The following is a 23,584-nucleotide window of genomic DNA, read 5'->3' as shown; positions in this document are numbered from 1 at the left end:
GAAGTTTGGTTGAGACTAAAATGCACTGCATCAAATTATTAGGAGATAAACTCAGTGCAAGGAGCTTTGATAGCCAAGTCAATGAGGTTCATGCACGTGTAGCAGTCCTCAACAGATTTACGGAATTAGGTCGACCACTTACCCAAGTTACGCCTTAAATTTGGCTCAATTAGGGGCGCTTTGCCTTTCAAATCTTTGTGCAACAAAGCCCCAAAGAATACTAATTTTGCCTTCTTTTTCTTTGGCAAAAAGATGATCTTGTAGAATTTTCTCTGAACGTAAACTGTCTCTACGATGAACTAAGGTGACATGTTCAGCAATATTAGAAAGATAAAGCGCTTCTTCAACTGCGGTGTTACCACCACCCACGACCATAACTTTTTGGTTCTTATAGAAAAAACCATCACAAGTCGCACAAGCACTGACACCTTGACCCATGAATTTAGCTTCTGATTCAAGCCCCAAGTATTGTGCTGTCGCACCTGTAGCAATAATCAGTGCATCACAAGTGAATTCTTCCATGTCGCCTTTAAGCACAAATGGACGGACACTTAAATCAACTTCATTGATGTGGTCATACACAATCTCTGTGCCAAAGCGTTCAGCATGGGCTTGCATTCGCTCCATAAGTACAGGACCAGTTAAACCTTCTGAGTCACCCGGCCAGTTATCTACCTCAGTGGTCGTTGTTAATTGACCACCAAGTTGTATACCCGCAATCAATGTGGGTTTTAAGTTTGCGCGTGCTGCATATACAGCAGCACTATAACCCGCAGGTCCTGAACCTAAGATCACTAATTTAGAATGTCTCTTTTGCATTTCTAATCACCTAAAGTTTATAAGCTACGTTGATTGACACGCTTAGATAATTCTTCTGCCGACTCTTTTCGCTCTGAATAACGATCTGTGAGGTACTGACTTTGTCCACGAGTGAGCAAGGTGAACTTATATAGTTCTTCCATTACATCGACAATTCGATCATAGAAGGATGAAGGTTTCATCCTTCCATCTTCTTCAAACTCTAAAAAAGCTTTTGGAATAGATGATTGGTTAGGAATGGTGATCATGCGCATCCAACGGCCTAAAATACGCATCTGGTTTAAGCTGTTGAAGGACTGCGAACCGCCACTAACCTGCATCAATGCCAAAGTTTTTCCTTGCGTTGCTCGAATTGCACCGCCTGCTAATGGTATCCAGTCAATTTGTGATTTAAAAATCGAACTCATTGAGCCATGACGTTCAGGTGAGCACCACACCATCCCTTCTGCCCAAGCGAGTAAATCATGTAACTCTTTCACCTTTGGATGCTCAGTGTCCGCATCTTCAGGTAAGGGCAAACCTTTCGGATGAAAAATTTTTACTTCAGCACCAAACTGCTCCAAGATACGCCCTGCTTCCATCACCGCCAATCGGCTGTATGAACGTTCGCGGTTAGAGCCATACAGCAGCAAAATACGTGGTGGATGATCCAGCTCTTTAGCTTGCACTTTTTCTAAAGTAGGTTGATCCAAAAGATTCATATCTACATTCGGGAGAGTCATAGAAATTACACCTCTTCTTTAAAAAACTTTTTTCTGAGCCATAAAGACACGCTAACTAAAGCAATCAATACTGGCACTTCAACCAACGGACCAATCACTGTGGTAAATGCCACAGGTGAAGCTAAACCAAAGGTTGCAATCGCTACAGCCAGCGCTAACTCAAAGTTATTTCCAGCAGCAGTAAACGAAATTGCTGTTGTTTTAGGGTAGTCATTCCCCATCCATTTGCTCATAAAGAAGCTAATGAAGAACATCACGATAAAGTAAATCGTCAATGGAATGGCAATACGCAAGACATCTAGTGGCAAGCTCACTACATCGTTCCCTTTGAGGCTAAACATCGCCACAATCGTGAATAATAAAGCCAACAAACTCAGTGGACTGATCTTAGGTAAAAAGACATTTTGATACCAATCAAGACCTTTAGCTTTCACTAGAGTGAATCGTGTAATAAAGCCAAGGAAAAATGGAATTCCCAAATACACTAATACCGCATGGGTAATCGTCCAGAAATCGACATTGATCACTTGCCCTGCAACACCAAAATATGGCGGTAAGAAAGTCAGAAATAACCAAGCATAGGTACTAAAAAACAAAATCTGGAAAATACTATTGAATGCCACCAATGCAGCTACATATTGGTTATCACCACAGGCTAAACCATTCCACACCAAAACCATCGCAATACAGCGAGCTAAACCGATCAAGATCAAGCCTGTCATGTACTCTGGATAGCTATGCAAAAAAATAATGGCTAATGCAAACATCAGTACTGGTGCAATCACCCAGTTCTGTACCAAAGACAAAGTTAAAGTTTTTTTATCTTTAAACACTTGTGGTAGCGCTGCATAATCCACTTTGGCTAACGGTGGATACATCATCAGAATCAAACCAATCGCTATTGGAATATTGACAGAATCAATACTCATTTTATCCAAAGCGACGGAGGCTTGCGGAAAGAACACACCTATCGCAATCCCCAATGCCATGGCGATAAAAATCCATAGAGTGAGGTTACGATCTAGAAAGGATAATCTTTGTTGAGCCATGATGTTCTCATTCAATATGCGAAATTTGATTGATTGCTGCAATCAAATCTGGGCGAGACATATGAGTTGTATCTATTGCCAATAAAGCGTCTAAGCGGCGGTTGATATGATCAACAGTAACTTGGAATGCTTTTAATTTTTCTTCTTTCGGCAAATCTAAATGTGAAGGATCAGCCAAGCCCCAATGGGCCTTGATCGCTCCACCCAAATATAGTGGACACGCTTCCTGAGCTGCTGAATCGCAAACAGTAATCACCACGTCAGGTTGATATTGTTCACAATCATCAATGGTTTTGCTCCACAAACCATCTGTTGAAAGACCAAGATTCTCTAAAGTTTCTATGGTCAATGGATGTACTTGCCCTGATGGCTTACTACCTGCACTGTAAGCTATCCACCCTTCAGGCGCGCGGCTGTTAAAAAGAACTTCTGACAGGATGCTACGGCAACTATTTCCAGTACACAAAAAAAGAAATTTCATACTCTGTTACTCACAATAACTATTTATTTGGATATTTTGGGAAGCTTTATTCGCTATGGTTTGACTGCTTACCAAAAGATTCAGAACGTCATGGCACCACATTGGTAATTGCGGATTAATGCTGTAATACACCCATTGGCTTTGTCTTCTGTCCTGTAAGAGACCAGAAGAACGCAATAACGCTAGATGCCTAGAAATCTTTGGCTGACTCAGTTGCAACTTTTCAGTCAAATCACAAACACATAATTCTTTATTCTCAGCGACTAAAGTCACGATATTGAGTCGAGTTTCATCTGATAAGCATTTAAAAAAATTAACTTGGTCCATTCTTAACTCCCATTCACTTATTTGGATATGCGGATAATCACATACAAAAAGTAAAATTTTTAATTCACTCGTTGACCATTTTCATCAATCACTTTTTCACCATCCTCTTTCGTGAAGGCACCCTTCTGAGGTAATGGTAGAATATCTAAGACAACTTCAGAAGGACGGCTTAAGCGAGTGCCTAATTCAGTAACAACAAATGGTCGATTAATCAATATTGGATGATCAAGCATAAAACTAAGTAACTGCTCATCACTCAAATCACTACGATCAAGGTCTAAATCCCGATAAGGATCTACATTCTGGCGAATGGCCTCTCTTACTGTTAATTTTGCATCCTGAATCAATTTAACTAATTCGTCATGACTAGGTGGTGTAATGAGATATTCAATCACAGTTGGCTCAATCCCTGTATTACGGATCAAAGCCAAAGCGTTGCGAGATGTCCCACAAGCTGGGTTGTGATAAATCGTCACAGTTGATGAAGTTGTCATCGAATTGAGCTCTTTTGATAATTTATAATATCTTTATATTCGAATTACCATATATATGCAATACCATATATTAATTTTTTAATAATGTCTTAGAAAATAAATAAACACCATCAAAAAATGCTTATCACTATCAATTGAATGGCAATCATACAACTAAATTAAAAGCCTCTTTAGAAGGAGGCTATTGATTTATGTCAATAGCCTCCTTCTAAATTAAAATCGACTTATGACTTGATAAGTTATAAAAGAGAATAGGTAAGCCAACGAAAATAGATAAACAGCCATTACGACTGGTTGTTTCCAACTCCCTGTTTCTCTTCGAATAGTTGCTAGTGTTGCTAAACAATGCGGGGCAAAGATAAACCAAACCAACAATGACATACCTGTCGCTAGCCCCCATCCATCTGGTCCAGATATTTGAGATAATAAGGTCTGGGTAACTGCATCTTCATCACCAGACATTGCATAAATCACTCCTAATGCAGCAATAATCACTTCACGAGCTGCCATTGCAGGAATCAAAGCAATACAAATTTCCCAAGTAAATCCAATCGGAGCAAATATTGGATGGATTAGATGCCCTAACTGTCCAGCAATACTATAATTGATTGGTGGCATTGTTGGATTATCAGGTGGTAATGGAAACGTTACCAAGAACCATAATAAAATAGAAAGTGCGACAATAATTCCACCAACTCTTTTCAAGAATATAGTCGCTCTATCATAAAGTCCCAAAGCTACATTTCGCACATCTGGAATACGGTATGTAGGTAATTCAAAAATGAAAATACTTTCAGTTTTATCTTTTCTTACTAATTTCAGAAATAAAGAAACCAATAAAGCAGATACAATTCCTGACATGTAAAGCCCGAACAGAACTAGACCTTGTAAACTGAGCCAACCATAAACCAACTTGTTTGGAATGAATGCAGCGATCAGCAAAGCATATACAGGTAATCGTGCAGAACACGTCATCAAAGGTGCAATCATAATCGTTGCTAAACGATCTCTCTCAGAGCTAATACTTCTAGTCGCCATGACTCCGGGAATTGCACAAGCAAAGCTTGAAAGTAGTGGAATAAATGAACGCCCACTTAAACCAGCTTTAGACATCAGCTTATCTAACAAAAAAGCAGCTCTAGGTAAGTATCCCGATTCTTCTAAAATTAAAATAAAGAAAAACAAGATCAGAATTTGAGGCATATATGCGAGCACACTACCAGCACCTGCAATTACACCATCAATGATCAAGCTTCTTAAAAGTGGATGAGTGATCAGTGGTCCTATTGCCCCACCAAACCATGCAATCGAATCCTCAACAAAGGAAATTAATGGTTGAGCCCAAATAAAGACAGCCTGAAACATTACAAACATGGTAAAGGTCAATATTAATAATCCAAAAACTGGATGTAAGAATATTTTGTCCAAGAAAGCCGTTCGTTTATCACCATTATCATTTTTCAAGATGACTTGTTTTGTAATATATTTGATTTGGTCAAAGTGACTCAGATCAGAATGATAAGGGGCAACAAACAAATTCTTTTGATCCAATTGTGTCAATAGCCCCTGAATGCCTTTTGTTTTTACAGCTACTGACTCAACAACAGGAATACCTAAAAGCTGAGATAGCTTCGTTGTATCAATTGCAATCCCACGCTTTCCAACCTCATCCATCATGTTAAGAACAAGTAACATTGGTCTGTTTAAAGCCCTGACTTCAAGTACAAGACTTAAATGAAGATGAAGATTCGTAGCATCGACAACACATACAAAAATATCAGGTATGACTTCGCCTTTTAATTCACCAAAGCATACTGCTCTAGTTACCTCCTCATCTAAACTGCTAGGTTTTAAACTATAAGTCCCAGGCAAATCCAATACTCGAACGGTATCACCAGAAGGTAGTTTAAAAAATCCCTCTTTCCGTTCTACCGTTACCCCAGCATAATTTGCAACTTTTTGACGAGTCCCTGTGAGGGTGTTAAAAAGTGATGTTTTACCGCAATTAGGATTACCAACCAGTGCAATATTTTTAGTTTCCATTGGTAATCTCTACAAAAATTCGTTCTGCTTCATTTTTTCTTAAGGCGAAACGTGAGGTTTCGATTTGAACCAACACAGGATCACCACCAAAAAGCCCTTTCGCAAGCACTTGTAAGGATTCACCTACTCTAAAGCCCAGCAGTTCTAAACGCTCCAGAACAGGATCATTTTTATCTTGATACTGTTCACCCTTTTTAAGATCAATGATTTTTACAGTCTGGTCTTCCTTTACTTGAAATAAATTCATTGTCTGCACCCTATTTCAACGCCAAAATCTTTCGAGCGCCATTCAGTACAAACAGTGAAACAAGAATACCAATAATCAAATCTGGGTAAGCTGAACCAGTCCATGCGACAAGTACACCTGCTAAAATAACCCCCATATTTACTATTACGTCATTAGCTGAAAAGATCCAACTCGCTTTCATATGGGCTCCGCCATCTCTATGCCCAGAAATGAGATACAAGCACGTCACATTGGCAATAAGTGCTAAGAAGCCAATAATGATCATCAAATCTGACTCTGGCTCACTACCGAACATGAAACGTCTGACAACATCAACAATAACGATCAAAGCTAATAAAAGTTGAATCCATCCTGCAAAATGAGCTGCTTTTAATTGGTATTTTGCCGCTTTCCCTACCGCGTAAAGTGCTATACCGTAAACCGCCGCATCAGCAAACATATCAAGAGAGTCCGCAATGAGACCCGTCGATGCAGCAATAATTCCACTTATGAATTCAATAAAAAAAAGAATACCATTAATCGCTAGTAATAATTTTAGGACTTTCGCCTGCTTAGTCGGATCTGGTGTTTCAGGCAATTCCCCAGTGGCTTTTACTGTTTCCACGAGCTTTGCACCAAAACCGAGGGCTTCAAGTTTTGTGGTAATTTCATTAATCCCATTTGTATGGAAAACAACTAACTGTCTTTGTGCCAAATCAAATGATAAACCTTTAACTTCATGCAAGGGAGAAAGAGCCATTCTGACCATTTGCTCTTCTGCCGAACAATCCATCTTCGGAATTAGAAAAGTACTGGCTTCTTGTGCGTGCTCTTTATTTTCATATGCTTCAGTTTTATTTAATTTTGCTCCAAATCCAAGAGCTTCAAGTTTTGCAGTGATTTCATTATTTTCACCATTATGCAGAACTTTTAGGTTTCGGTTTGGCAAATCAAATACCAGCCTCTTAACATCTACTAATGAAGATAAAGTCATCCGAACCATTTGTTCCTCTGCGGAGCAATCCATTTTCGGGATGTTATAGTCACTGATGAAAGTCGCTGTATCTTCACTCCCCCGAATCGGTTCAGGTGAAGTTATCGAATCCGAACCACAACATGAATTCGACTGCGTAGAACACGGCTGGTTACTACCGCAAGTATCTTTTTCATCAGAGTTAGCTCCTTGCTGTAACTCATTACCACAACAAGAGCTTTTACTTACTTCAGTAACTGAATCTTTACCTTTACAAGAATCTGTTTCTGATTCATTTTGTTTTTGCTTGGTATCGTCACAAGAACTTTCTTTATTACAACCGCAACCACTCATTGATGTGCCTATAGTCATATCTTCACTTGTTGCATATTAAAATCCCTATAGCTACTATAGAGTCAAGCTAGTTTTGGTTGATTACCATGTTCTTAAAAATAGGTGAGTTATCTGAGAAGACCTCTTGTTCAGTATTAACAATTAGGTTCTATGAAAAAGAAGGTTTAATCCCACCACCTGAAAGAAATCAGGGCAACTATCGACTGTATTCAGAAAACTATATTGATAGACTAAAATTTATTGTCAATTGCCGAACATTGAACATGAATCTTAGTGAAATCAAAAAATTATTAACTTATAAAGATACGCCTGCCCAAAATTGTTCTGAAGTAAATGAACTTATTGATTCTCATATTAGAGATGTACAAGATAGTATTAGAAACCAACAGAAACTCATTGAGCAGTTGTTAGAAATTCGGAAAACCTGTGACGGTTTATGTACTGCTGATAAATGTGGCGTATTAAAAAATTTAGCTTGAGCTAGTTATAGCGAAGGGAACTTTTAAGTTCCCTTCGCTATTAATTTAGTGCTTTAACACTACGAGATAACTCTTGTTCCATTGTCGTTACACACGATAAAGCGCCGCATTGGTGAGGCTCCTCTTTCTCATTTGAATGATAGAACTCCTCAACAATATCCAAGCCCTCTTCACCACCCACCTCAAAACTGGCATTGCCATAACCCTGTCGTGCCACATGATCCAAAGCCTCCTGATAAAACCCTGCTGCCTTACTCTGTTCATCGATCTGCTGAGCTGAGGTGATAGCATCATTTAAGTTCACTCCATCACGTAAAGTTAAGTCCACGTAATGGCGATTCGTAATCAAAAACCAACGAAAGGCTTAATTGTTCATTCGGACAGAGGCAGCCAATATTGCAGCCATGAATATCGAAAGATACTGGAAAAATGTGATTTTCAAGGTTCAATGAGCAAACGTGGGGACTGTTACGATAATGCACCGATTGAAAGTTTCTGGGGCATACTCAAGAATGAATTAGTGCATCATTGCAACTATAAAACCAGAGATGAAGCTAAAGCAGATATTACAAAATACATTGTGTTATTTTATAATCAGCGAAGAATTCAAAAGAGTTTGGATTTTAAAACGCCAAATCAAATAGCAGAGAACTTTTATCGGTTAGCTGCCTAGCATATCCCAAGTGAAAGTCTCCTGCTAATTCAGCACATATCAGTACCTGTTTCACCAATAAATCAAAAAAAATTTTCTTCTTTTCCTTTACTGCTTTCTGATACTCACCTTGAGTGCTTCTGCCTTTAGCAATCCGTTGTCTTAAGGATGGATTCTTAATTCCATAAGTAAGTGTGTCTATACCAATATATTGATGAAGTATCTCTTTGTAAGCCTTAGACCCTTCTTTATCATTCAGATTACACAACTCTCCTCTCAATGCTGTTATTTGATCCAGCAGGCAAATCAATTCACGAATCGAATATCCAAATTTTAGATCTAAGAAGTCATATTTAGGATCGTTACAGCTCTCCTCCATCTCCCTATAGATAGAATTATATTCCTCCACTGTAAAATACAATTGTTGCTTGAAGTGTTGTGAACCAAGATTTTGCTTTCTTTTTATTTTTACTTCAATCCCAATAATAGGCGCCCCTCTCCAGTCTTCAATTGTTTTTGGCTCAGGTCTACCCTCCATATCAAAATTAATGACAAGCTCAACATGCTTCAAACCATTATTCAAATAATCTTCCAACCAGACAATATTAAGATATTGGTTCAATATCTCAGCTTCCAATTCATCCATTGAGCTTTTATCAAATACTTTCATAGCGACTTTGTTCGATTTAAACCATTAATCATACCTACCCGTGCAGATTGTACATTTTTATATTTTCAAAAAGTTATTTTTACGGCTGTTGATTCCTTATTTACACCAACCCTAAAGTGAATAATAAGAAACGTGATCACACACCTACACAACTTTAAACACTCTTGTCCATAGGACATGAAAGGAAATGAATCATGGTTATAGATTTAACAACCCGCGATTACCTATTTTTAAAATACCGATCAGTACACATAAAACTTGAAGATGTTGTAAAGGAATATTATCCGAATCTAAGCAAGGAGAACATGTTAGCAAGGGCCCGTGAAAAACGATTTCCATTTACATGTTACCGAATTGATGAAAGTCAGAAAGGGGCATTTTTTGTAAATCTACAGGAGCTTGCTGAAGCGATTGATCATATTTACCGTACCCAGTACTCGATCTTTCAAAACAAAGTACAAAAAGCGATCCAGTCAGTAAGTTGAAAAATGGTAGGAGAAATTAAATGTTAGAAGCTCGCTATCGTGTAAAGGACTTAGTGAACTATACTGAACGTCAAGCAAAGGACTATGTGGATCGTAGTGGACATAGACGCAGACTTTCATACAGGCCTGCTAGCAAAGGCTTGTTGAATATAGCAGAATCCACTTTTTGGAAAATGGTTCGTAGTGGAGATTTTCCTAAACCCACCTATTTAACATCTAGCATACCAACTTGGGCAGAAAGTCAAATCAGTATTTGGCTTAGGGCAAGAAGTAAAAAGGTGGAGGTTAATTTTAAATGAGCACATTCCAGATGAGTATGAACGAATACTTGTTTATAAAATATCGCTCCATAACAGTTGAGCTTATGATAATCGTCAAAGACTATTATCCACATTTAAGTAAAGCCGAAGCATTGAGAAAGGCAAATAACTGTGAGTTTCCTTTTTCAGTATTTAAACTGGATAAAAGTAAACGTGCCCCATTTCTAGTGCACGTTAAGGACCTAGCCAACTTTTTAGATAAACAATACTCTGAAGCCTCAAAAGATTTTGCTACGTTTCATCAATGAGGCGTAGCACCTCCTCAAACTGCATTACATTTCTTCTAGCCTTTACCGAAACATATCGTTGGAGGCTACTCCAAGAATCATGCAAACTTACTTTTTGAATTTCAGGAATCGTAAAGCTTTGTTCTGCAAGTCTAGTACATCCTTCATGTCTTAAATCATGAAAGCGCAGATCTTCAATCCCTAGCATTTTGCAAGCCTCTCTAAACTCTTTCCCCAAACTCTTGGCATTCAGAGGTAAGAGTAAATTTTCATTGTGTGATGTGTGCTGAGAAAACAGGAGGTTTTAACTTGGTAAACTATAGACACTCATCAGGAGTTTACCATGAGCAAGAAACAGAAGACTTACACCGCAGAATTTAAAGTTGAAGCAATAAAATTGATTGAAGCCAATCAAGGCAATGTATCGGAAACAGCCAGACAACTTGGCATTTCAATGCAAACTCTTTCAAATTGGAATAATAAAGCAAAGACTGGCACCTTAGCAGGCACTAAACAATATTCACCTGATCTAAATGCCTTACTCGAAGAAAATAAAAAGCTCAAACAACAGCTCAAAACAGCTGAAATGGAACGTGAATTTCTAAAAAAGGCAGCAGCGTACTTTGCGAAAGAAAGTCAGTAAGGTACGCCTATATGAAACAGCAAAGACATTTATTCCCGATTAGCTTTATGGCTAGATTACTTCACGTTTCAGTGTCACGATTTTATGATTGGCTAAAACGAGGCATGAATAAAAGATTGGTTCAGCGAAATCAACAGACAATTTTGGTCAAAATAGCTCATGAGGAAACTAAACAAAGCTATGGCTATATTCGATTAACTAAGCATTTACAAGCGCAAGGTATCAAAATCAGTACGTATGCTGTACGTCAAATAAAAAAGCTCAACCAGCTGTATTGTAAGCGTCATAAGCGTTTCAAAAGAACTACGAAGAGTGATCATAATCGAGCGATCTACGCAAATTTACTAGAGCAACAGTTTTCAATGACTAAGCCCAATCTTGCATGGTCAAGCGATATTACATACATTTGGACTGCTGAAGGTTGGTTATACTTGGCAGCAGTAAAAGACCTGTACACGAAACAAGTGGTTGGCTATAGCTTAAATGAGCGTATGACCGCACAACTTGTTTGCAATGCACTGACTATGGCGATTCGTAATCAAAAACCAACGAAAGGCTTAATTGTTCATTCGGACAGAGGCAGCCAATATTGCAGCCATGAATATCGAAAGATACTGGAAAAATGTGATTTTCAAGGTTCAATGAGCAAACGTGGGGACTGTTACGATAATGCACCGATTGAAAGTTTCTGGGGCATACTCAAGAATGAATTAGTGCATCATTGCAACTATAAAACCAGAGATGAAGCTAAAGCAGATATTACAAAATACATTGTGTTATTTTATAATCAGCGAAGAATTCAAAAGAGTTTGGATTTTAAAACGCCAAATCAAATAGCAGAGAACTTTTATCGGTTAGCTGCCTAGCATATCCCAAGTGAAAGTCTCCTGCTAATTCAGCACATATCAGTGACCTAATTTAAGCATTCTGCTACGAACCTCATGATCCATTAAACGGTCAATCATCGTTTTGCAGGGTTCTAAGACATCAAATGACTTGTGGTTTCCTTTTGAGCCATTAGGATTTTTCAAATCATGAACTTTCCAAGATGAATGATGCTGATCATAATCATCTAAGCTTAAACGGGTTAATTCCGCTTCACGTCTACAAGAAAAGATGGCAAACCAGATAACTAAATGCATCGGGTACTTCGTTCCATACCTATTAATTTTCCAACGCTCAACAAAATACTTTGTTAAAGCTATTAATTCCTCATTGGTTGGTAACCTATCTCTCTTGTTACTAGAAGAGATTTGACGAGTTTTTCTCAGTTGTGCCGTAGCTTTATCAAAACTGTTTAAATCAATATCTATATCCCACATCACGGCGGCATGAGCCAAGACACCACGAATATGCAGCAGCTCATGTTGCTGTGTACTTGTTGCAATTGGATCTAAATCTAAGTGAGTAACCCCAGCTTTTCTTAATGCAACATGATCTGCCAAATGTACTGACTTTATTTTTGTGATAATATTGCGTGCTATCGGAAACTTCTTAATTAAGAGTAGAGAATAGCGTTTCGTCCTTCCGTACTCGCTCCCAACTTCTTCCAAATATTTATCAATGGCATCTGCCAAAGTTAGGTCTATAAGTTTTTCTTTGCCTAACAGAATGTCTGGATTTTCTTGAATCTCAACTTCTCTTTTCTTAAGCCAGTTTTCCGCCATTTTCTTTGAATGGAACGTTTTGCTTTCAGAATAGACAGGATATCCCTTTCGATTAATACGGATAGCGGCACGGTAACTCACACTACCATCTGCCCCTTTTCTAACTGTAACAGACCCCATAATTTACACCGTGAACTATTTTTTCCATTATGGTGTAAGATTTGGTGTAAATGCAAACAGCAAAACCTACATTCACAGGTGTTACCATGCGTTTACGCAGATTCAAATACTAGATTTAAGGGTATGATTTTAAATGACTATTAACAAAAACCTTGAAACCATTAGTAATCCAAGAATCAGCGTAGCACCGATGATGGATTGGACAACAAAAGACTATCGTTTCTTTGCACGTCTTTTTAATCCTAATGTGGTGCTCTATACCGAAATGGTAACCACGGGGGCAATTATTTATGGCGGTGCCAATCGTCATCTCGACTTCAATCAACAAGAACAACCGATTGTGCTGCAACTCGGTGGTTCTAATCCACAAGAGTTAGCCACCTGTACCAAAATGGCTGAAGACTGGGGCTATAACGAAGTCAATTTAAATGTGGGCTGCCCAAGTGACCGCGTTCAAAATAATAAAATTGGTGCATGCCTGATGGCTGAACCCAATCTCGTTGCCGAATGTATTCACAGTATGCAAAAAGCAGTTTCAATTCCGGTGACGGTGAAACATCGTATCGGGATTGATGACATGCACTCCTATGAAGAAATGCTACATTTTGTCGATACGGTAGCAGCAACAGGCTGTACCCATTTTATCGTGCATGCGCGTATTGCCATCTTGCAGGGCTTATCACCTAAAGAAAACCGCGAAGTGCCGCCCTTACGTTATGACGATGTCTATCGTCTTAAACAAGAGCGTCCACATCTCACCATTGAGATTAATGGCGGCATCAAGACCTATGATGAAACACAACAACACTTACAGCATGTTGATGGCGTAATGATTGGTCGTGAGGCTTATCACAATCCGTATTTATTGGCAGAGATGGGGCAACTCTGGAATCTGGAAGCACCAGACCGTTTTGATATCATGCAACAGATGATGCCTTATATTCACCAGCGTGTGGCTGAGGGTGCACCACTTTCAATTATTACCCGTCATATTCTGGGCTTATTCCAAAACTTGCCAGGTGCACGTAAGTGGCGTCAAGCACTGAGTGGTGGTAATGCAAAAACCATCGCAGATATTGAGAATGCTATTCAAAATATTCAAACTGCGATGCAACGCACCGAAGATTATTTAAAAGAACATCAAAACTAATTTAATATTCTAAACATAATTTTTCTGCATAGGAACATAGCGCAATCCGCCATGTTCCCCACCATCGCTGAGCTTGCCATAAATCCAAACTTCTCATAAATCACTTGAGCTTAACAAATTGAATTCATGGTTATGCTCAAGCATGTTTTCACAATTTTATCTTCCAGAAACAACCAAAGTTGGCGCCACCTGTCGTAGGATCTGTCGATCTTCAAAAATGTAAAATATGTGCAGGTTGTCGGTATGCAATGACGCCCTTTCAACATGAAAATAACCGAAGGTAATTTAAGCTTTTTTATCTAACTGAAACTCTTCATAAGAATCAAAAGGCAGCTGCGTTTTTGTATCAATGATTTCAGTCAGTTCATCACCTAACATAATCATATTCCGAGTGGGAACACCTTGTAGCTGAATCTTTAACTGATCATTATCCAGAAACTTAAATCGTCCTGCATAAATTTTAGCTGGGCTATTATCATTATTATTGGTTTGTTCCAATACAAAGGTTTGATCTGCCTTGATTTTGAGATCAATTCCTGTACCTAAACAGCCATCACAACTCGTCACGCATGTCGCACATGGAACGACACCAGAATAATGCCCGACCCATGCCTTAAGCTCAGGATGATTGACTAAATGTTGCTTATTTGAGTGTAGATCTGGCGTTTGTGCTTGCGTATTGCTTTGATTTTTTCCCTCATTTGACTGTGAACATCCGAGACTGATACTGGCAAAAACAAAGGAAGTCAGCAATGTCTTTTTCATATACGATTTCCCTTAAACTCAATATTTAAAAAATTCATTGCGGCTTCAACACGACGTGGCGCACCACTATACGTTCAGAAATGCTGCCAAGGCAAGTGCTGCAATCCTCATGTTAGCCAAAGGGATATTTTTAGATTTTATGCAAGAAGCTGTACTAAATGGTTCTTTTTTTATTAAGAATAAGGGGATTCATATTTAAATATTCACCATCAAGAGTCGCAATATTCAACTGAATATTTTAAAGACTCTGCTATTCAAAACAAAATCTTTGATATATCGCTGAATTCATTGCAATATGCTGATAAAGATTAGAAGATTTCGCAGGACAGATCACTTCAAACAACTTACCATATATAATGATATTAAACAGAAACTTAAATAAAAATAAAGCATCAAATTAGATCGAACACCCCACACCAATATGTCTAATTTTTAACCAAAAATGAAATATAATCTTACAAATCATTTTATCTAAACTAATCAACCAACAACTTACTGATAATGAAAAAGATTCTTAAATAGCAATTTAGCTAAGTGATCTGTCCAACAGCTCAAATGTTATATTATTACGTTACATTTCAGTTTTTTTAAGATTTATCGCTTACTATGGGCGCCGTAATAAATTCTGGCACACGTTCAGTTGTTTTGAAAATGCGGTAGAGATTCACAATGATTTATGATGTACCTTCAGTTGATCACAGTATGATTCACCCACCCTCGCAACAGGTGGTTATTCCTTATCGAGAGATGCCGAAACTTCCATCAAACGCAGCCATTGATGTGAGTAAATTCTCTCAAAAGCTGACAAAAAGAGCGTCTTATCGTAGCTCATCTCAATGTGCTAAATTTGTCAGAATCGCCTTACAATCGGCGGGTGCCAAAATTGTACAGCACCCTGTTGCAGCATCAGACTGGGGACGCACCTTACAGCAAATTGGTTATCAGAAAATCAATCCTGAGTTTAACAACCCACAACCTGGTGATATTTACATTATCCACCGCACTAAAAAGCATCGCTATGGGCACATTGCAGGCTTTACTGGTTCACAATGGGTGTCTGACTATAAGCAAACTAGCTATGATGTCTATAAAGATCCGAATGTGACGTATAGCTATTACCGCTTAGCACCACAGTATCCGCAGGCTTAATTTATTGGGGCAATTATTTCAGCCCTGATTTTTTATCCAGCTTTTTCAAGACTTCAGCCACCGCCACCATGGCAAAGCTTGAGGTCACCACCACCGCCGAGCCATATCCCCCGCAGCGTAAACCAGCACTTGGGCAAACATCCGCGCTTGAAAATGGGTTATCGATCGAATACACGCAAGTGATGCCAAATTTCTCTTTGGGCTTTTTGCAAATACCCATAGAGCGCAGTTGAGTACGTAACTTTGCCAACATTGGATCTTGTTCAGTCTTGGACAAATCCGCCACGCGAATCTTAAGCGGATCAAGTTTGCCACCCGCACCGCCCGAAACAATCAACGGGATTTTGTTAAAACGACAATGCAACATCAAGGCAAGTTTGGCTTTAACGTCATCGATGCAGTCCAAAACAATGTTTGGTACTGGATTTAAAATTTCTTTGACATTTTCAGGCGTCAGATAGTCATCAATCACATTCACTTTCATGCGTGGATTGATTTGGCGACAACGTTCCGCCATCACTTCAATTTTCTCTTGACCGAGTGTCGAACTCATCGCTGGCAATTGACGGTTAATATTTGATGCTGCTACCACATCCATATCGACCAAAGTCAATTCACCAATCCCTGTACGTGCCAGTGCCTCAACAGCCCAACTTCCAACACCACCAATCCCAATCACCATGACATGACTGTGTTCATAATGCGAAAAGGCATTTTCTCCATAAATTTTGGCGACACCAGCAAAACGGCGTTCATATTCATCATTTACAGGAACATCGGTCATCACAGTCGTGGTCTATCTTTTTAATCAAAGTACTATTTTACCGTGTTTAACTTGTTTTAGGTTAGCCCAGTGAAACTTTACTTGGTGGTTGATCTCGACGAATTAAAATAACCAACAAGATAAAAACCATCAGGCTCATGCATAAAGCCAATAGATTTGCATTGATCCATCCGAGGTTACTCAAAATCGGTGCAGGTAAAAATGCCCCCAAAGTTGCAAACAAAGCAATTCCTGTTTCATTGATGCCTTGGACACGATGTTTTTGCTGCTCGTTAAGACCTGCTAACAAGGTTGATGCACCTGAATAAGCAAAATTCCAGCCCACCCCCAGAACGATCAAAGCAACGTTAATATAGATTCCAACTTGGCCAAACATAGGAATCAGGGACGATAGCATCAGCAAAGCAAAGCCAACATAAATCGTGGTGTATGTGCCCCATTTTTGAATCAGTTTAGAGACAAAGAAGGATGGAATAAACATCGCCAACACATGTAACTGAATCGAGAACGAAGCATAATGAAATGAGTGGTGTTCCTTGAGATGCAAGGAGGACATAATCATCATGACATTCATAATATAGTAGGCAAATGCACCGCTGATCACCGCAGCGATAATCAAAGTGCTCGGTAATTTGGCACGCTGAATGGATGCAGTCTCTATTTGCTGGGTTTGTTGTACTTGAAACTTTTGATTCCACAAATACAGGATCGGAGAGAGTAGCAAGGCCAAGAGGCTAAAAATTAAATAGATCGCAGTAAAATCAGGTAAGCCTTGTACCTGTTGAAACTGAATTGCCAACATCGGTGCAATCACCGCAGCGACCACACCACCAGAAATAACCATCGCGGTGGCTTTCGGAATTAAATCTGTTGCCAGCCGATCAGAGGCAGCAAAGCGATAAAAATTCGCAGTTGAGATAAATAAACCCAGTGAAAAATGGCTCAGGCACAATAAGTAAAATTGTTGCTGCTGTAGGGCTAAATAACCGAGAACACCAGCAAAGAAAAGGCAGACGCAGCCAAATTGAAATACCAAATGCCGTCCGAGCTTTTTCATCAAAATTGAAAAAATAAAGGTGGTCAGTAGCATCGCTAAAAACTGCAAACCATAAGGGACTGTAGCGAGCGCCTGAGTGGGTGCTAATTTCAAGCCAACGATTGCAGATACCGTCACTGACAACACTGCGGCAATGAGGTTAAAGGCCTGTGCAACCAAAAGATAATAAACATAGCGAGGTAACTGATTCAAAGCCTTTATCCAATTTAATCGGGCCTGACTACCTTAACGCTGAATGCTTGAAATTCAAACAAAAAAAGATGAAAGACCAGCTTTCATCTTTTTTTAGAGAGAGTCTCGTTTATGCAGCAATCAGATTGCGTAATACATAATGCAAAATACCGCCTGCTTTAAAGTATTCCACCTCATTTAGCGTATCAATGCGGCACAACACTTTAAATTGGTCTTGACTGCCATCTTCTCGTAGCACCTGAATATCTAACGTTTGATGCGGTTGGATATCATCAGATAGTCCATGAATCGAGAGTACTTCACGGCCAGTGAGTTTCAGGGATTGACGTGTTTGCCCATCCACAAACTGTAATGGCAATACGCCCATGCCAACCAAATTAGAACGGTGAATCCGTTCAAAACTTTCAGCAATGACCGCTTTAACGCCTAAGAGATTGGTCCCTTTTGCAGCCCAGTCTCGTGACGAACCCGTTCCATATTCCTTACCGGCAATAATCACCAATGGAGTTTGCTGTTGCTGGTACAGCATGGATGCATCATAGATGGCCTGCTTTTCACCCGTTGGAATGAAAATGGTATTTCCACCTTCTTCCCCACCCAGCATTTCATTCTTGATTCGGATATTGGCAAAAGTCCCGCGCATCATCACTTCATGGTTACCGCGTCGAGAGCCGTAGGAGTTGAAGTCTTTCGGCTCAACCCCCTGCTGCTGTAAATAGCGTCCTGCTGGGCTGTCTTTTTTGATATTTCCTGCCGGAGAAATATGATCGGTGGTGACTGAGTCGCCCAACACAGCCAAAATACGTGCCTGTTCAATATTGGTAATGGCTTTCGGAGGCTGATTAATTTCCTCAAAAAATGGCGGATGGCGAATATAAGTCGAATTATCCTGCCAAGCATAGGTTTGGCTTTGTGGAATCTGGATCGCCTGCCAAGTTGCATCACCGTCAAACACCGCTGCATATTCTTTATGGAACATGTCAGTATTCACTTTTTGCAGTACTTGATCAATTTCAAACTGACTTGGCCAAATATCTTTCAAATAAACATCTTGTCCATTTTGGTCTTGTCCAATCGGTTGTGTGGTTAAATCAGTACGGATATTCCCCGCCAAGCCATAAGCCACCACCAGTGGCGGTGAAGCCAACCAGTTGGTTTTTACCAATGGATGAACACGTCCCTCAAAGTTACGGTTACCTGAAAGCACCGAAGCCACATTCAGATCATGGCATTGGATTGCTTCTTCAATCGGTTCAGGTAAAGGCCCAGAGTTACCAATACAGGTGGTACAACCATAACCGACCAAGTTATAACCCAACTCATCCAAGTACGGCGTTAAACCTGCCGCAGCCAAATAATCAGTGACCACTTTAGAACCTGGCGCCAATGAGCTTTTCACCCAAGGTTTACGTTGTAAGCCTTTTTCAATAGCCTTTTTCGCCAGCAAACCAGCTGCCAGCATGACACTTGGATTAGAAGTATTAGTACATGAGGTAATCGCCGAGATCACCACATCCCCATGATTCAATGGGTAAGATTTACCTTCAATGGTGCAAGAGGGTTCTTCATGCGCTAAATTCGCTTTCTTGGCTTCAACAGCCGTACCTCCGCCGCCTTCGTTCTCCAAACGCTCTTTGGCTTCTTTGGCTGGTTTGAGATTCAGTTCCATCAACGCATTAAACGTTTTCGGAACATCGCCTAACAAAACCCGATCTTGTGGACGTTTTGGCCCTGCCAAACTTGCCTGAACAGTCCCCATATCCAAACTCAATGTATCGGTAAAAATCGGCTCATCGCCTGTATGGCGCCACAAGCCCTGTTCTTTACTATAGGCTTCCACTAAATCAATACGTTCTTGTTTGCGTCCTGTCAGGGCTAAATATCCCAATGTCACATCATCAATCGGGAAGAAACCACAAGTTGCCCCATATTCAGGTGCCATATTCGCAATGGTCGCGCGATCAGCCAATGGTAAATCAGCCAAACCATCGCCATAAAATTCAACGAATTTACCCACCACGCCTTTTTGACGCAGCATCTGAGTAATGGTAAGCACCAAATCGGTTGCAGTAATGCCTTCATTCAACTTGCCTGTGAGCTTGAATCCAATCACTTCTGGAATCAACATTGATACAGGTTGCCCGAGCATAGCTGCTTCGGCTTCAATACCACCCACCCCCCAGCCTAAAACTCCCAGTCCATTGATCATGGTGGTATGTGAGTCTGTTCCAACCAAAGTGTCTGGAAAAGCAAAGGTTTGGCCTTCATCTTCCCCAAGCCATACCGCTTGCGCCAAATACTCTAAATTGACTTGGTGGCAAATGCCTGTACCGGGTGGCACAACACTAAAATTATTAAACGCAGATTGACCCCAACGTAGGAATTGATAACGCTCACCATTACGCTGCATTTCTATTTCAACGTTCTCGGCAAAGGCATTTTCATCGGCAAAATGGTCGACCATCACCGAATGGTCAATGACTAAATCGACGGGTGACAAAGGATTAATCAGATTAGGATCACCGCCTGCTTGAGACATTGCGGCACGCATCGCAGCCAGATCGACCACTGCAGGAACACCGGTGAAATCCTGCATTAACACCCGTGCAGGGCGATACTGAATTTCCTGATCAGAACTTTTGGTTTTCTGCCAATCGACCAAGGCCTGAATATGCTCTACTTTTACACTTTTTTGATCTTCAAAACGCAGTAAATTTTCTAGCAAAACCTTTAAAGACTTTGGCAATTTATCAATATTGCCAAGAGTTTCAGCTGCTCGCGCTAAACTATAGATTTGATAGGATGTCGAACCGACGGTGAGTTTTTTTAAAGCATTGAAACTATTGATTTTGCTATATCTGGCCATAAGGTTACCCTCCCAGTATTGGCTGATTTGTTTATTATGAATTTCTTTCTTTAATGTACCCCTGTTTAGAGATAGATATGTTCCCTTTTAGTATCTTATTTTTAACAAGATTATTTTCTTATTATTCTAAAATTCTAATCTTAATGCGGCCAATGAGTTTTGCCATAATCTTGCGGCAAGCTGTAACTCAGGCTGATCAAGAGTTTGTGCCAAACTTTCTAATACATAAGGAAGATTGACTGGTGTATTACGTGTACGATGCTCGGTCGACGTTTGGCAACACAACGGCGTCATATCAGGACAATCCGTTTCAATCACCAAGTTTTCACTGCCTATCGCTTGTACCACTTGATGCAATTTTTTGGCATTCGGATTGGTGATTTGTCCTGTCACCCCGATTTTAAAGCCCAGTTTAACCAAGGCTTTGGCTTCTTCGACCCCACCACTAAATGCGTGAGCAATTCCGCCTAATTTGAATTTTTGTGCTTTTAAAATGGCAATGCTTTCTGCATGCGCCTTACGGATATGCAATAACACAGGCTTTTGATACTGTGTTGCCAATGCCAATTGCTCAATAAAATAATGTTGTTGCTTGGCAAACAGTTCGGGCTGTTTATGCTGTTTTAAAAAAGTATCTAAACCGATTTCACCTACAGCCACACAGTCATGTTGCTGTAAGACTTGTTCAAGCTGCTGTAAATGTTCTGGCTGATGTTGCTCAATATAAAATGGATGTAAGCCAGGCGCCAGATAAGAGGTCGGCACCTTGTCCCACATTTGTAATTGTTGATGGGTATGGATCAGTTCATCGAATCGTGACTCAACAAAACCGATTAACACCAAAGCATCGACCCCAACCCGTTTTGCTTGCTCAGCCAGTTGTTGCCGATCATGATCAAAATCGGCAACATCAAAATGGGTATGGGTATCGAACAGTTGCATTAACTTTGACTTGGGGTACTTGCAGCAGGCGTAGATGCTGCTGGCGTATCAATTTTTGGTAAATATTCAGGTTTTAATACACCCTGCAATTCACTAAATGGAATCACTAAACGCGGTAAACCGACGACATAAGGACCAATGTCATATTCGCCATATTGCAGGATTAAACCCTGCTCACCCAATAAGAAATTATCGGTGACTTGGAATGGCCAAGCCTGTTCATATTCTTTCGGATCAGTTGCAAGTTTAGAGTCGATAATCCACGCTTTAAATGCTTCATGCGCCAGTTTGTCTAAAGTTGCCTTTTGCTTCGGCAATAATAGGTCATGTAATTGAATCTGTTTTTGGTTCGCTAAATCAAAGTTATAGTAGCGTTGTGAGGTTGAACCATGTGCTCCACCCAAATAACTGCTGCTATTCAATACTACGGTTGCCAGCTTACCTTTCGGTTGCAAAATCTTAGGCTTAACCATCAAGCTGATCTGATGACTACTACTCAGCGCTTTTAACTCATCATCTATTTTAACAAAGGCATTGGCATAGTCCTGTGCCTGTGCATCTAAACCTGTTTTTTGCTCAGTCGTTTTTGCTGTAGATGCTGCCGAAGCATCGGCATCAACGACATCGAGCATTTTACTCAGTTGATCGAGAATCTGCTGATCCAGTAACTGGTCAATGAATGGGAAATTACTTTGTAATCGTTCAACGGTAAAATCTGGGCAGGTATTACCTTTACATTCAGGTAGCGTCACCTGTAGCTTCACCGTTTCACCACGCAAAATCGGCTCAGCAGTTTGCTGTACTGGTGGATCTGTCGGTTTATCCTGTGATTCTTTAGGTTCTGATTTCGGTTGGCAAGCAGCAAGTAGAATTGCACAAGCAAGCACGCTGTATTTAGCAATTGTTTTCATTTAAAACCTATCAGCATTGTTATTACACAAGATTTTTAAATGCTATCGAACTTCATACAAAACCGCTAGCAGTGCATGCAATTTCTATACGAATCTCAAAAATCTTGTACTCAACCCGATTAGAACATTTGCTGGTAAATTTCAGCTTGAAGCATCTGTTTACTTTGTTCAGTGGTCAAATAAATATCCAACTGTGGTGCATCCTTACTAATTTCATTGGCACGATAATGTAATCCAATACCCTCACCATCAAAGAACCAATCTGCCTGTCCCCAATATAATTTTTTCGGCACCTGCTTTTTCACTTCTGCCGATTGCTTGTCTACCCATGTTTGATAGTGGCTTTGAATAATCTGGTTTAAGGCATTTTGCTGATTTTTCTGAATCACATCCAAAACGCTAACACTCTTTTGCAACTTACGATCTGCCACAAAAAAGTAGAAACGATCTTTCACTGCAATATCTTCTTGTTGTGTATCCACACCCACTTGCAACAACACATATTGATTACGCTGTGAGGCAATACGCGTGCTGAGATGAAGCTCATAGGCTTTATTCTTGGAGTATTTATCCTGCCATTCATCTGACTTTTTCACATAGGCATTAATCGCCTGTTGTAGAGTCAGATTTTTATTCTGTTCAATTTGTTGCTGAATCACATTGGCCTGATTCTTGGCAATCCACGCATTGAGCCATTCATCTTGGGTTTTAATGGTTTGAATATCGACATCAATACAGTTCTTTTTTTCACAAAATGGCAAGGCGTAATCAGCCTTAGCTTCTTTCATATTTAAGTAAGGAAGAACATCAGCTTTTTCGACCGATGACGCAGCCTGTTCTTTGGTCTGCTCTGCAGTGCTTTCATTTTTATTCGGATGATCACATGCCGTTAAAGCCATCATGCCAATCATCATACTGACAGCTAAAAGTGGTTTTAAAGTGTTCATTGCATCATCCTTTATTTTAATCCCTCCCAACCTCCCTTTATAAAAGGGAGGAGCATCACGAATCTAAATA

At 39.9% G+C, this 23,584-nt stretch carries 23 protein-coding genes and 6 pseudogenes; 9 read left to right on the top strand and 20 right to left on the bottom strand.

The features are described 5' to 3' along the window. Positions 1–158: pseudogene (locus tag F896_RS20925) on the top strand (IS5/IS1182 family transposase); the annotation flags it as partial. Positions 159–210: 52 nt separating this feature from the next. On the opposite strand, the pseudogene F896_RS03245 reads toward F896_RS20925, so the two are convergent. The 9 genes and pseudogenes from F896_RS03245 to F896_RS03285 form a co-directional block, all read right to left on the bottom strand. Continuing rightward, positions 211–819, bottom strand: a pseudogene (locus F896_RS03245) (FAD-dependent oxidoreductase); the annotation flags it as partial. A 17-nt stretch (positions 820–836) separates the two neighbouring features. Then, positions 837–1,541, bottom strand: coding sequence for an arsenical resistance protein ArsH (arsH, locus tag F896_RS03250; protein ID WP_000174605.1), 705 nt, complete (start codon positions 1,539–1,541; stop codon positions 837–839). Between the two features lie 5 nt (positions 1,542–1,546). After that, positions 1,547–2,590 (bottom strand): ACR3 family arsenite efflux transporter, encoded by a 1,044-nt coding sequence (gene arsB / locus F896_RS03255; RefSeq protein WP_005206994.1) that lies wholly within the window; start codon positions 2,588–2,590, stop codon positions 1,547–1,549. Between the two features lie 7 nt (positions 2,591–2,597). Then, on the bottom strand, positions 2,598–3,071 hold the full coding sequence (locus F896_RS03260) for an arsenate reductase ArsC (RefSeq protein WP_005206993.1): 474 nt from the start codon (positions 3,069–3,071) through the stop codon (positions 2,598–2,600). Between the two features lie 6 nt (positions 3,072–3,077). After that, positions 3,078–3,398 carry a metalloregulator ArsR/SmtB family transcription factor gene (locus F896_RS03265; protein ID WP_005206992.1) on the bottom strand — a complete coding sequence of 107 codons (321 nt, stop codon included), beginning with the start codon at positions 3,396–3,398 and terminating at the stop codon, positions 3,078–3,080. Between the two features lie 59 nt (positions 3,399–3,457). Continuing rightward, on the bottom strand, positions 3,458–3,892 hold the full coding sequence (gene arsC, locus F896_RS03270; RefSeq protein ID WP_005206991.1) for an arsenate reductase (glutaredoxin): 435 nt from the start codon (positions 3,890–3,892) through the stop codon (positions 3,458–3,460). 213 nt (positions 3,893–4,105) lie between these two features. Then, positions 4,106–5,935, bottom strand: a complete 1,830-nt coding sequence (feoB, locus tag F896_RS03275) for a ferrous iron transporter B (RefSeq protein ID WP_016164803.1) — start codon at positions 5,933–5,935, stop codon at positions 4,106–4,108. Next, complete coding sequence (locus F896_RS03280; protein ID WP_007481186.1) at positions 5,925–6,182, bottom strand: FeoA family protein; 258 nt, start codon at positions 6,180–6,182, stop codon at positions 5,925–5,927. The genes feoB and F896_RS03280 overlap by 11 nt, the downstream gene beginning before the upstream one ends. A 10-nt stretch (positions 6,183–6,192) precedes the next feature. Next, positions 6,193–7,488, bottom strand: coding sequence for a cation efflux transmembrane domain-containing protein (locus F896_RS03285; RefSeq protein ID WP_016164802.1), 1,296 nt, complete (start codon positions 7,486–7,488; stop codon positions 6,193–6,195). A gap of 86 nt (positions 7,489–7,574) precedes the next feature. Between F896_RS03285 and cadR the strand changes: the two genes are divergently transcribed. After that, positions 7,575–7,967 (top strand): Cd(II)/Pb(II)-responsive transcriptional regulator, encoded by a 393-nt coding sequence (cadR, locus tag F896_RS03290; RefSeq protein ID WP_004655749.1) that lies wholly within the window; start codon positions 7,575–7,577, stop codon positions 7,965–7,967. Between the two features lie 40 nt (positions 7,968–8,007). Here the strand turns inward: cadR and F896_RS03295 are convergent. Next, positions 8,008–8,301, bottom strand: a pseudogene (locus F896_RS03295) (hydrolase or metal-binding protein); the annotation flags it as partial. On the opposite strand from F896_RS03295, the pseudogene F896_RS20585 reads away from it, so the two are divergent. Then, positions 8,299–8,640, top strand: a pseudogene (locus tag F896_RS20585) (IS3 family transposase); the annotation flags it as partial. The pseudogenes F896_RS03295 and F896_RS20585 sit on opposite strands and share 3 nt — an antisense overlap. Here F896_RS20585 and F896_RS03300 read toward each other — a convergent pair. Then, complete coding sequence (locus F896_RS03300; protein ID WP_016164799.1) at positions 8,591–9,289, bottom strand: hypothetical protein; 699 nt, start codon at positions 9,287–9,289, stop codon at positions 8,591–8,593. The pseudogene F896_RS20585 and the gene F896_RS03300 overlap by 50 nt on opposite strands. A 194-nt stretch (positions 9,290–9,483) precedes the next feature. On the opposite strand from F896_RS03300, the gene F896_RS03305 reads away from it, so the two are divergent. The 3 genes from F896_RS03305 to F896_RS03315 are packed head-to-tail and all read left to right on the top strand — an operon-like array spanning position 9,484 to position 10,342. Continuing rightward, complete coding sequence (locus tag F896_RS03305) at positions 9,484–9,774, top strand: pyocin activator PrtN family protein (protein WP_005206965.1); 291 nt, start codon at positions 9,484–9,486, stop codon at positions 9,772–9,774. Positions 9,775–9,794: 20 nt separating this feature from the next. After that, on the top strand, positions 9,795–10,073 hold the full coding sequence (locus F896_RS03310; protein WP_005206964.1) for a helix-turn-helix transcriptional regulator: 279 nt from the start codon (positions 9,795–9,797) through the stop codon (positions 10,071–10,073). Then, on the top strand, positions 10,070–10,342 hold the full coding sequence (locus tag F896_RS03315) for a pyocin activator PrtN family protein (RefSeq protein ID WP_005206962.1): 273 nt from the start codon (positions 10,070–10,072) through the stop codon (positions 10,340–10,342). Before F896_RS03310 ends, F896_RS03315 begins: the two co-directional genes overlap by 4 nt. Here the strand turns inward: F896_RS03315 and F896_RS03320 are convergent. Then, positions 10,326–10,598: pseudogene (locus F896_RS03320) on the bottom strand (tyrosine-type recombinase/integrase); the annotation flags it as partial. The gene F896_RS03315 and the pseudogene F896_RS03320 sit on opposite strands and share 17 nt — an antisense overlap. Before the next feature lie 66 nt (positions 10,599–10,664). Between F896_RS03320 and F896_RS03330 the strand changes: the two are divergent. After that, positions 10,665–11,830, top strand: a protein-coding gene (locus tag F896_RS03330) for an IS3-like element ISAba21 family transposase (RefSeq protein ID WP_085940850.1) whose coding sequence is annotated in 2 segments (ribosomal slippage) — positions 10,665–10,923 and positions 10,923–11,830 — 1,167 coding nt in all. Because the reading frame shifts where the segments join, the coding sequence is not laid out codon by codon here. Between the two features lie 42 nt (positions 11,831–11,872). On the opposite strand, the pseudogene F896_RS03335 reads toward F896_RS03330, so the two are convergent. Continuing rightward, a pseudogene (locus F896_RS03335) lies at positions 11,873–12,751 on the bottom strand (integrase); the annotation flags it as partial. A gap of 133 nt (positions 12,752–12,884) precedes the next feature. Here F896_RS03335 and dusA point away from each other — a divergent pair. Beyond that, entirely contained in the window at positions 12,885–13,901 is a 1,017-nt protein-coding gene (gene dusA / locus F896_RS03340; RefSeq protein ID WP_016164796.1) for a tRNA dihydrouridine(20/20a) synthase DusA, read from the top strand. A gap of 285 nt (positions 13,902–14,186) precedes the next feature. On the opposite strand, the gene F896_RS03345 is transcribed toward dusA, so the two are convergent. Next, on the bottom strand, positions 14,187–14,666 hold the full coding sequence (locus F896_RS03345) for a copper resistance protein NlpE N-terminal domain-containing protein (protein WP_016164795.1): 480 nt from the start codon (positions 14,664–14,666) through the stop codon (positions 14,187–14,189). Positions 14,667–15,335: 669 nt separating this feature from the next. On the opposite strand from F896_RS03345, the gene F896_RS03350 reads away from it, so the two are divergent. Further along, the gene (locus F896_RS03350) at positions 15,336–15,815 is read left to right on the top strand and encodes a CHAP domain-containing protein (protein WP_016164794.1); all 480 of its coding nucleotides are present in this window, start codon (positions 15,336–15,338) and stop codon (positions 15,813–15,815) included. 13 nt (positions 15,816–15,828) lie between these two features. On the opposite strand, the gene F896_RS03355 is transcribed toward F896_RS03350, so the two are convergent. From F896_RS03355 to F896_RS03380, 6 genes are all read right to left on the bottom strand, one after another. Continuing rightward, entirely contained in the window at positions 15,829–16,599 is a 771-nt protein-coding gene (locus F896_RS03355) for a tRNA threonylcarbamoyladenosine dehydratase (RefSeq protein WP_016164793.1), read from the bottom strand. Positions 16,600–16,660: 61 nt separating this feature from the next. Beyond that, a complete protein-coding gene (locus F896_RS03360; protein ID WP_016164792.1) occupies positions 16,661–17,848 on the bottom strand; it encodes an MFS transporter in 1,188 nt (395 codons plus the stop codon). A 109-nt stretch (positions 17,849–17,957) separates the two neighbouring features. After that, a complete protein-coding gene (gene acnA / locus F896_RS03365) occupies positions 17,958–20,714 on the bottom strand; it encodes an aconitate hydratase AcnA (protein WP_016164791.1) in 2,757 nt (918 codons plus the stop codon). A 126-nt stretch (positions 20,715–20,840) separates the two neighbouring features. Then, positions 20,841–21,656 (bottom strand): TatD family hydrolase, encoded by an 816-nt coding sequence (locus F896_RS03370; protein ID WP_016164790.1) that lies wholly within the window; start codon positions 21,654–21,656, stop codon positions 20,841–20,843. After that, positions 21,656–22,567, bottom strand: a complete 912-nt coding sequence (locus F896_RS03375) for an RsiV family protein (protein WP_016164789.1) — start codon at positions 22,565–22,567, stop codon at positions 21,656–21,658. Before F896_RS03375 ends, F896_RS03370 begins: the two co-directional genes overlap by 1 nt. A gap of 119 nt (positions 22,568–22,686) precedes the next feature. Beyond that, positions 22,687–23,514, bottom strand: a complete 828-nt coding sequence (locus tag F896_RS03380) for a hypothetical protein (protein WP_016164788.1) — start codon at positions 23,512–23,514, stop codon at positions 22,687–22,689. Between the last annotated feature and the right edge of the window lie 70 nt (positions 23,515–23,584).

The sequence above is a fragment of the Acinetobacter genomosp. 15BJ genome (genome assembly GCF_000400715.1).
GTDB lineage: Bacteria > Pseudomonadota > Gammaproteobacteria > Pseudomonadales > Moraxellaceae > Acinetobacter.
The sequence above is the reverse complement of the archived record's forward strand: the minus strand, read 5'-3'. Positions and strand labels throughout refer to the sequence as shown.

Bases quoted from the DNA above. Each gene is read 5' to 3' on its own strand.
- F896_RS03285 (WP_016164802.1), bottom strand. From the start codon at position 7,488: ATGAGTGGTTGCGGTTGTAATAAAGAAAGTTCTTGTGACGATACCAAG.
- F896_RS03355 (WP_016164793.1), bottom strand. From the start codon at position 16,599: ATGACCGATGTTCCTGTAAATGATGAATATGAACGCCGTTTTGCTGGT.
- arsC (WP_005206991.1), bottom strand. From the start codon at position 3,892: ATGACAACTTCATCAACTGTGACGATTTATCACAACCCAGCTTGTGGG.
- arsH (WP_000174605.1), bottom strand. From the start codon at position 1,541: ATGACTCTCCCGAATGTAGATATGAATCTTTTGGATCAACCTACTTTA.
- F896_RS03350 (WP_016164794.1), top strand. From the start codon at position 15,336: ATGATTTATGATGTACCTTCAGTTGATCACAGTATGATTCACCCACCC.
- dusA (WP_016164796.1), top strand. From the start codon at position 12,885: ATGACTATTAACAAAAACCTTGAAACCATTAGTAATCCAAGAATCAGC.
- F896_RS03260 (WP_005206993.1), bottom strand. From the start codon at position 3,071: ATGAAATTTCTTTTTTTGTGTACTGGAAATAGTTGCCGTAGCATCCTG.
- F896_RS03310 (WP_005206964.1), top strand. From the start codon at position 9,795: ATGTTAGAAGCTCGCTATCGTGTAAAGGACTTAGTGAACTATACTGAA.
- F896_RS03305 (WP_005206965.1), top strand. From the start codon at position 9,484: ATGGTTATAGATTTAACAACCCGCGATTACCTATTTTTAAAATACCGA.
- acnA (WP_016164791.1), bottom strand. From the start codon at position 20,714: ATGGCCAGATATAGCAAAATCAATAGTTTCAATGCTTTAAAAAAACTC.
- F896_RS03345 (WP_016164795.1), bottom strand. From the start codon at position 14,666: ATGAAAAAGACATTGCTGACTTCCTTTGTTTTTGCCAGTATCAGTCTC.
- cadR (WP_004655749.1), top strand. From the start codon at position 7,575: ATGTTCTTAAAAATAGGTGAGTTATCTGAGAAGACCTCTTGTTCAGTA.
- F896_RS03315 (WP_005206962.1), top strand. From the start codon at position 10,070: ATGAGCACATTCCAGATGAGTATGAACGAATACTTGTTTATAAAATAT.
- F896_RS03370 (WP_016164790.1), bottom strand. From the start codon at position 21,656: ATGCAACTGTTCGATACCCATACCCATTTTGATGTTGCCGATTTTGAT.
- F896_RS03265 (WP_005206992.1), bottom strand. From the start codon at position 3,398: ATGGACCAAGTTAATTTTTTTAAATGCTTATCAGATGAAACTCGACTC.
- arsB (WP_005206994.1), bottom strand. From the start codon at position 2,590: ATGGCTCAACAAAGATTATCCTTTCTAGATCGTAACCTCACTCTATGG.
- F896_RS03375 (WP_016164789.1), bottom strand. From the start codon at position 22,567: ATGAAAACAATTGCTAAATACAGCGTGCTTGCTTGTGCAATTCTACTT.
- F896_RS03300 (WP_016164799.1), bottom strand. From the start codon at position 9,289: ATGAAAGTATTTGATAAAAGCTCAATGGATGAATTGGAAGCTGAGATA.
- F896_RS03280 (WP_007481186.1), bottom strand. From the start codon at position 6,182: ATGAATTTATTTCAAGTAAAGGAAGACCAGACTGTAAAAATCATTGAT.
- feoB (WP_016164803.1), bottom strand. From the start codon at position 5,935: ATGGAAACTAAAAATATTGCACTGGTTGGTAATCCTAATTGCGGTAAA.
- F896_RS03380 (WP_016164788.1), bottom strand. From the start codon at position 23,514: ATGAACACTTTAAAACCACTTTTAGCTGTCAGTATGATGATTGGCATG.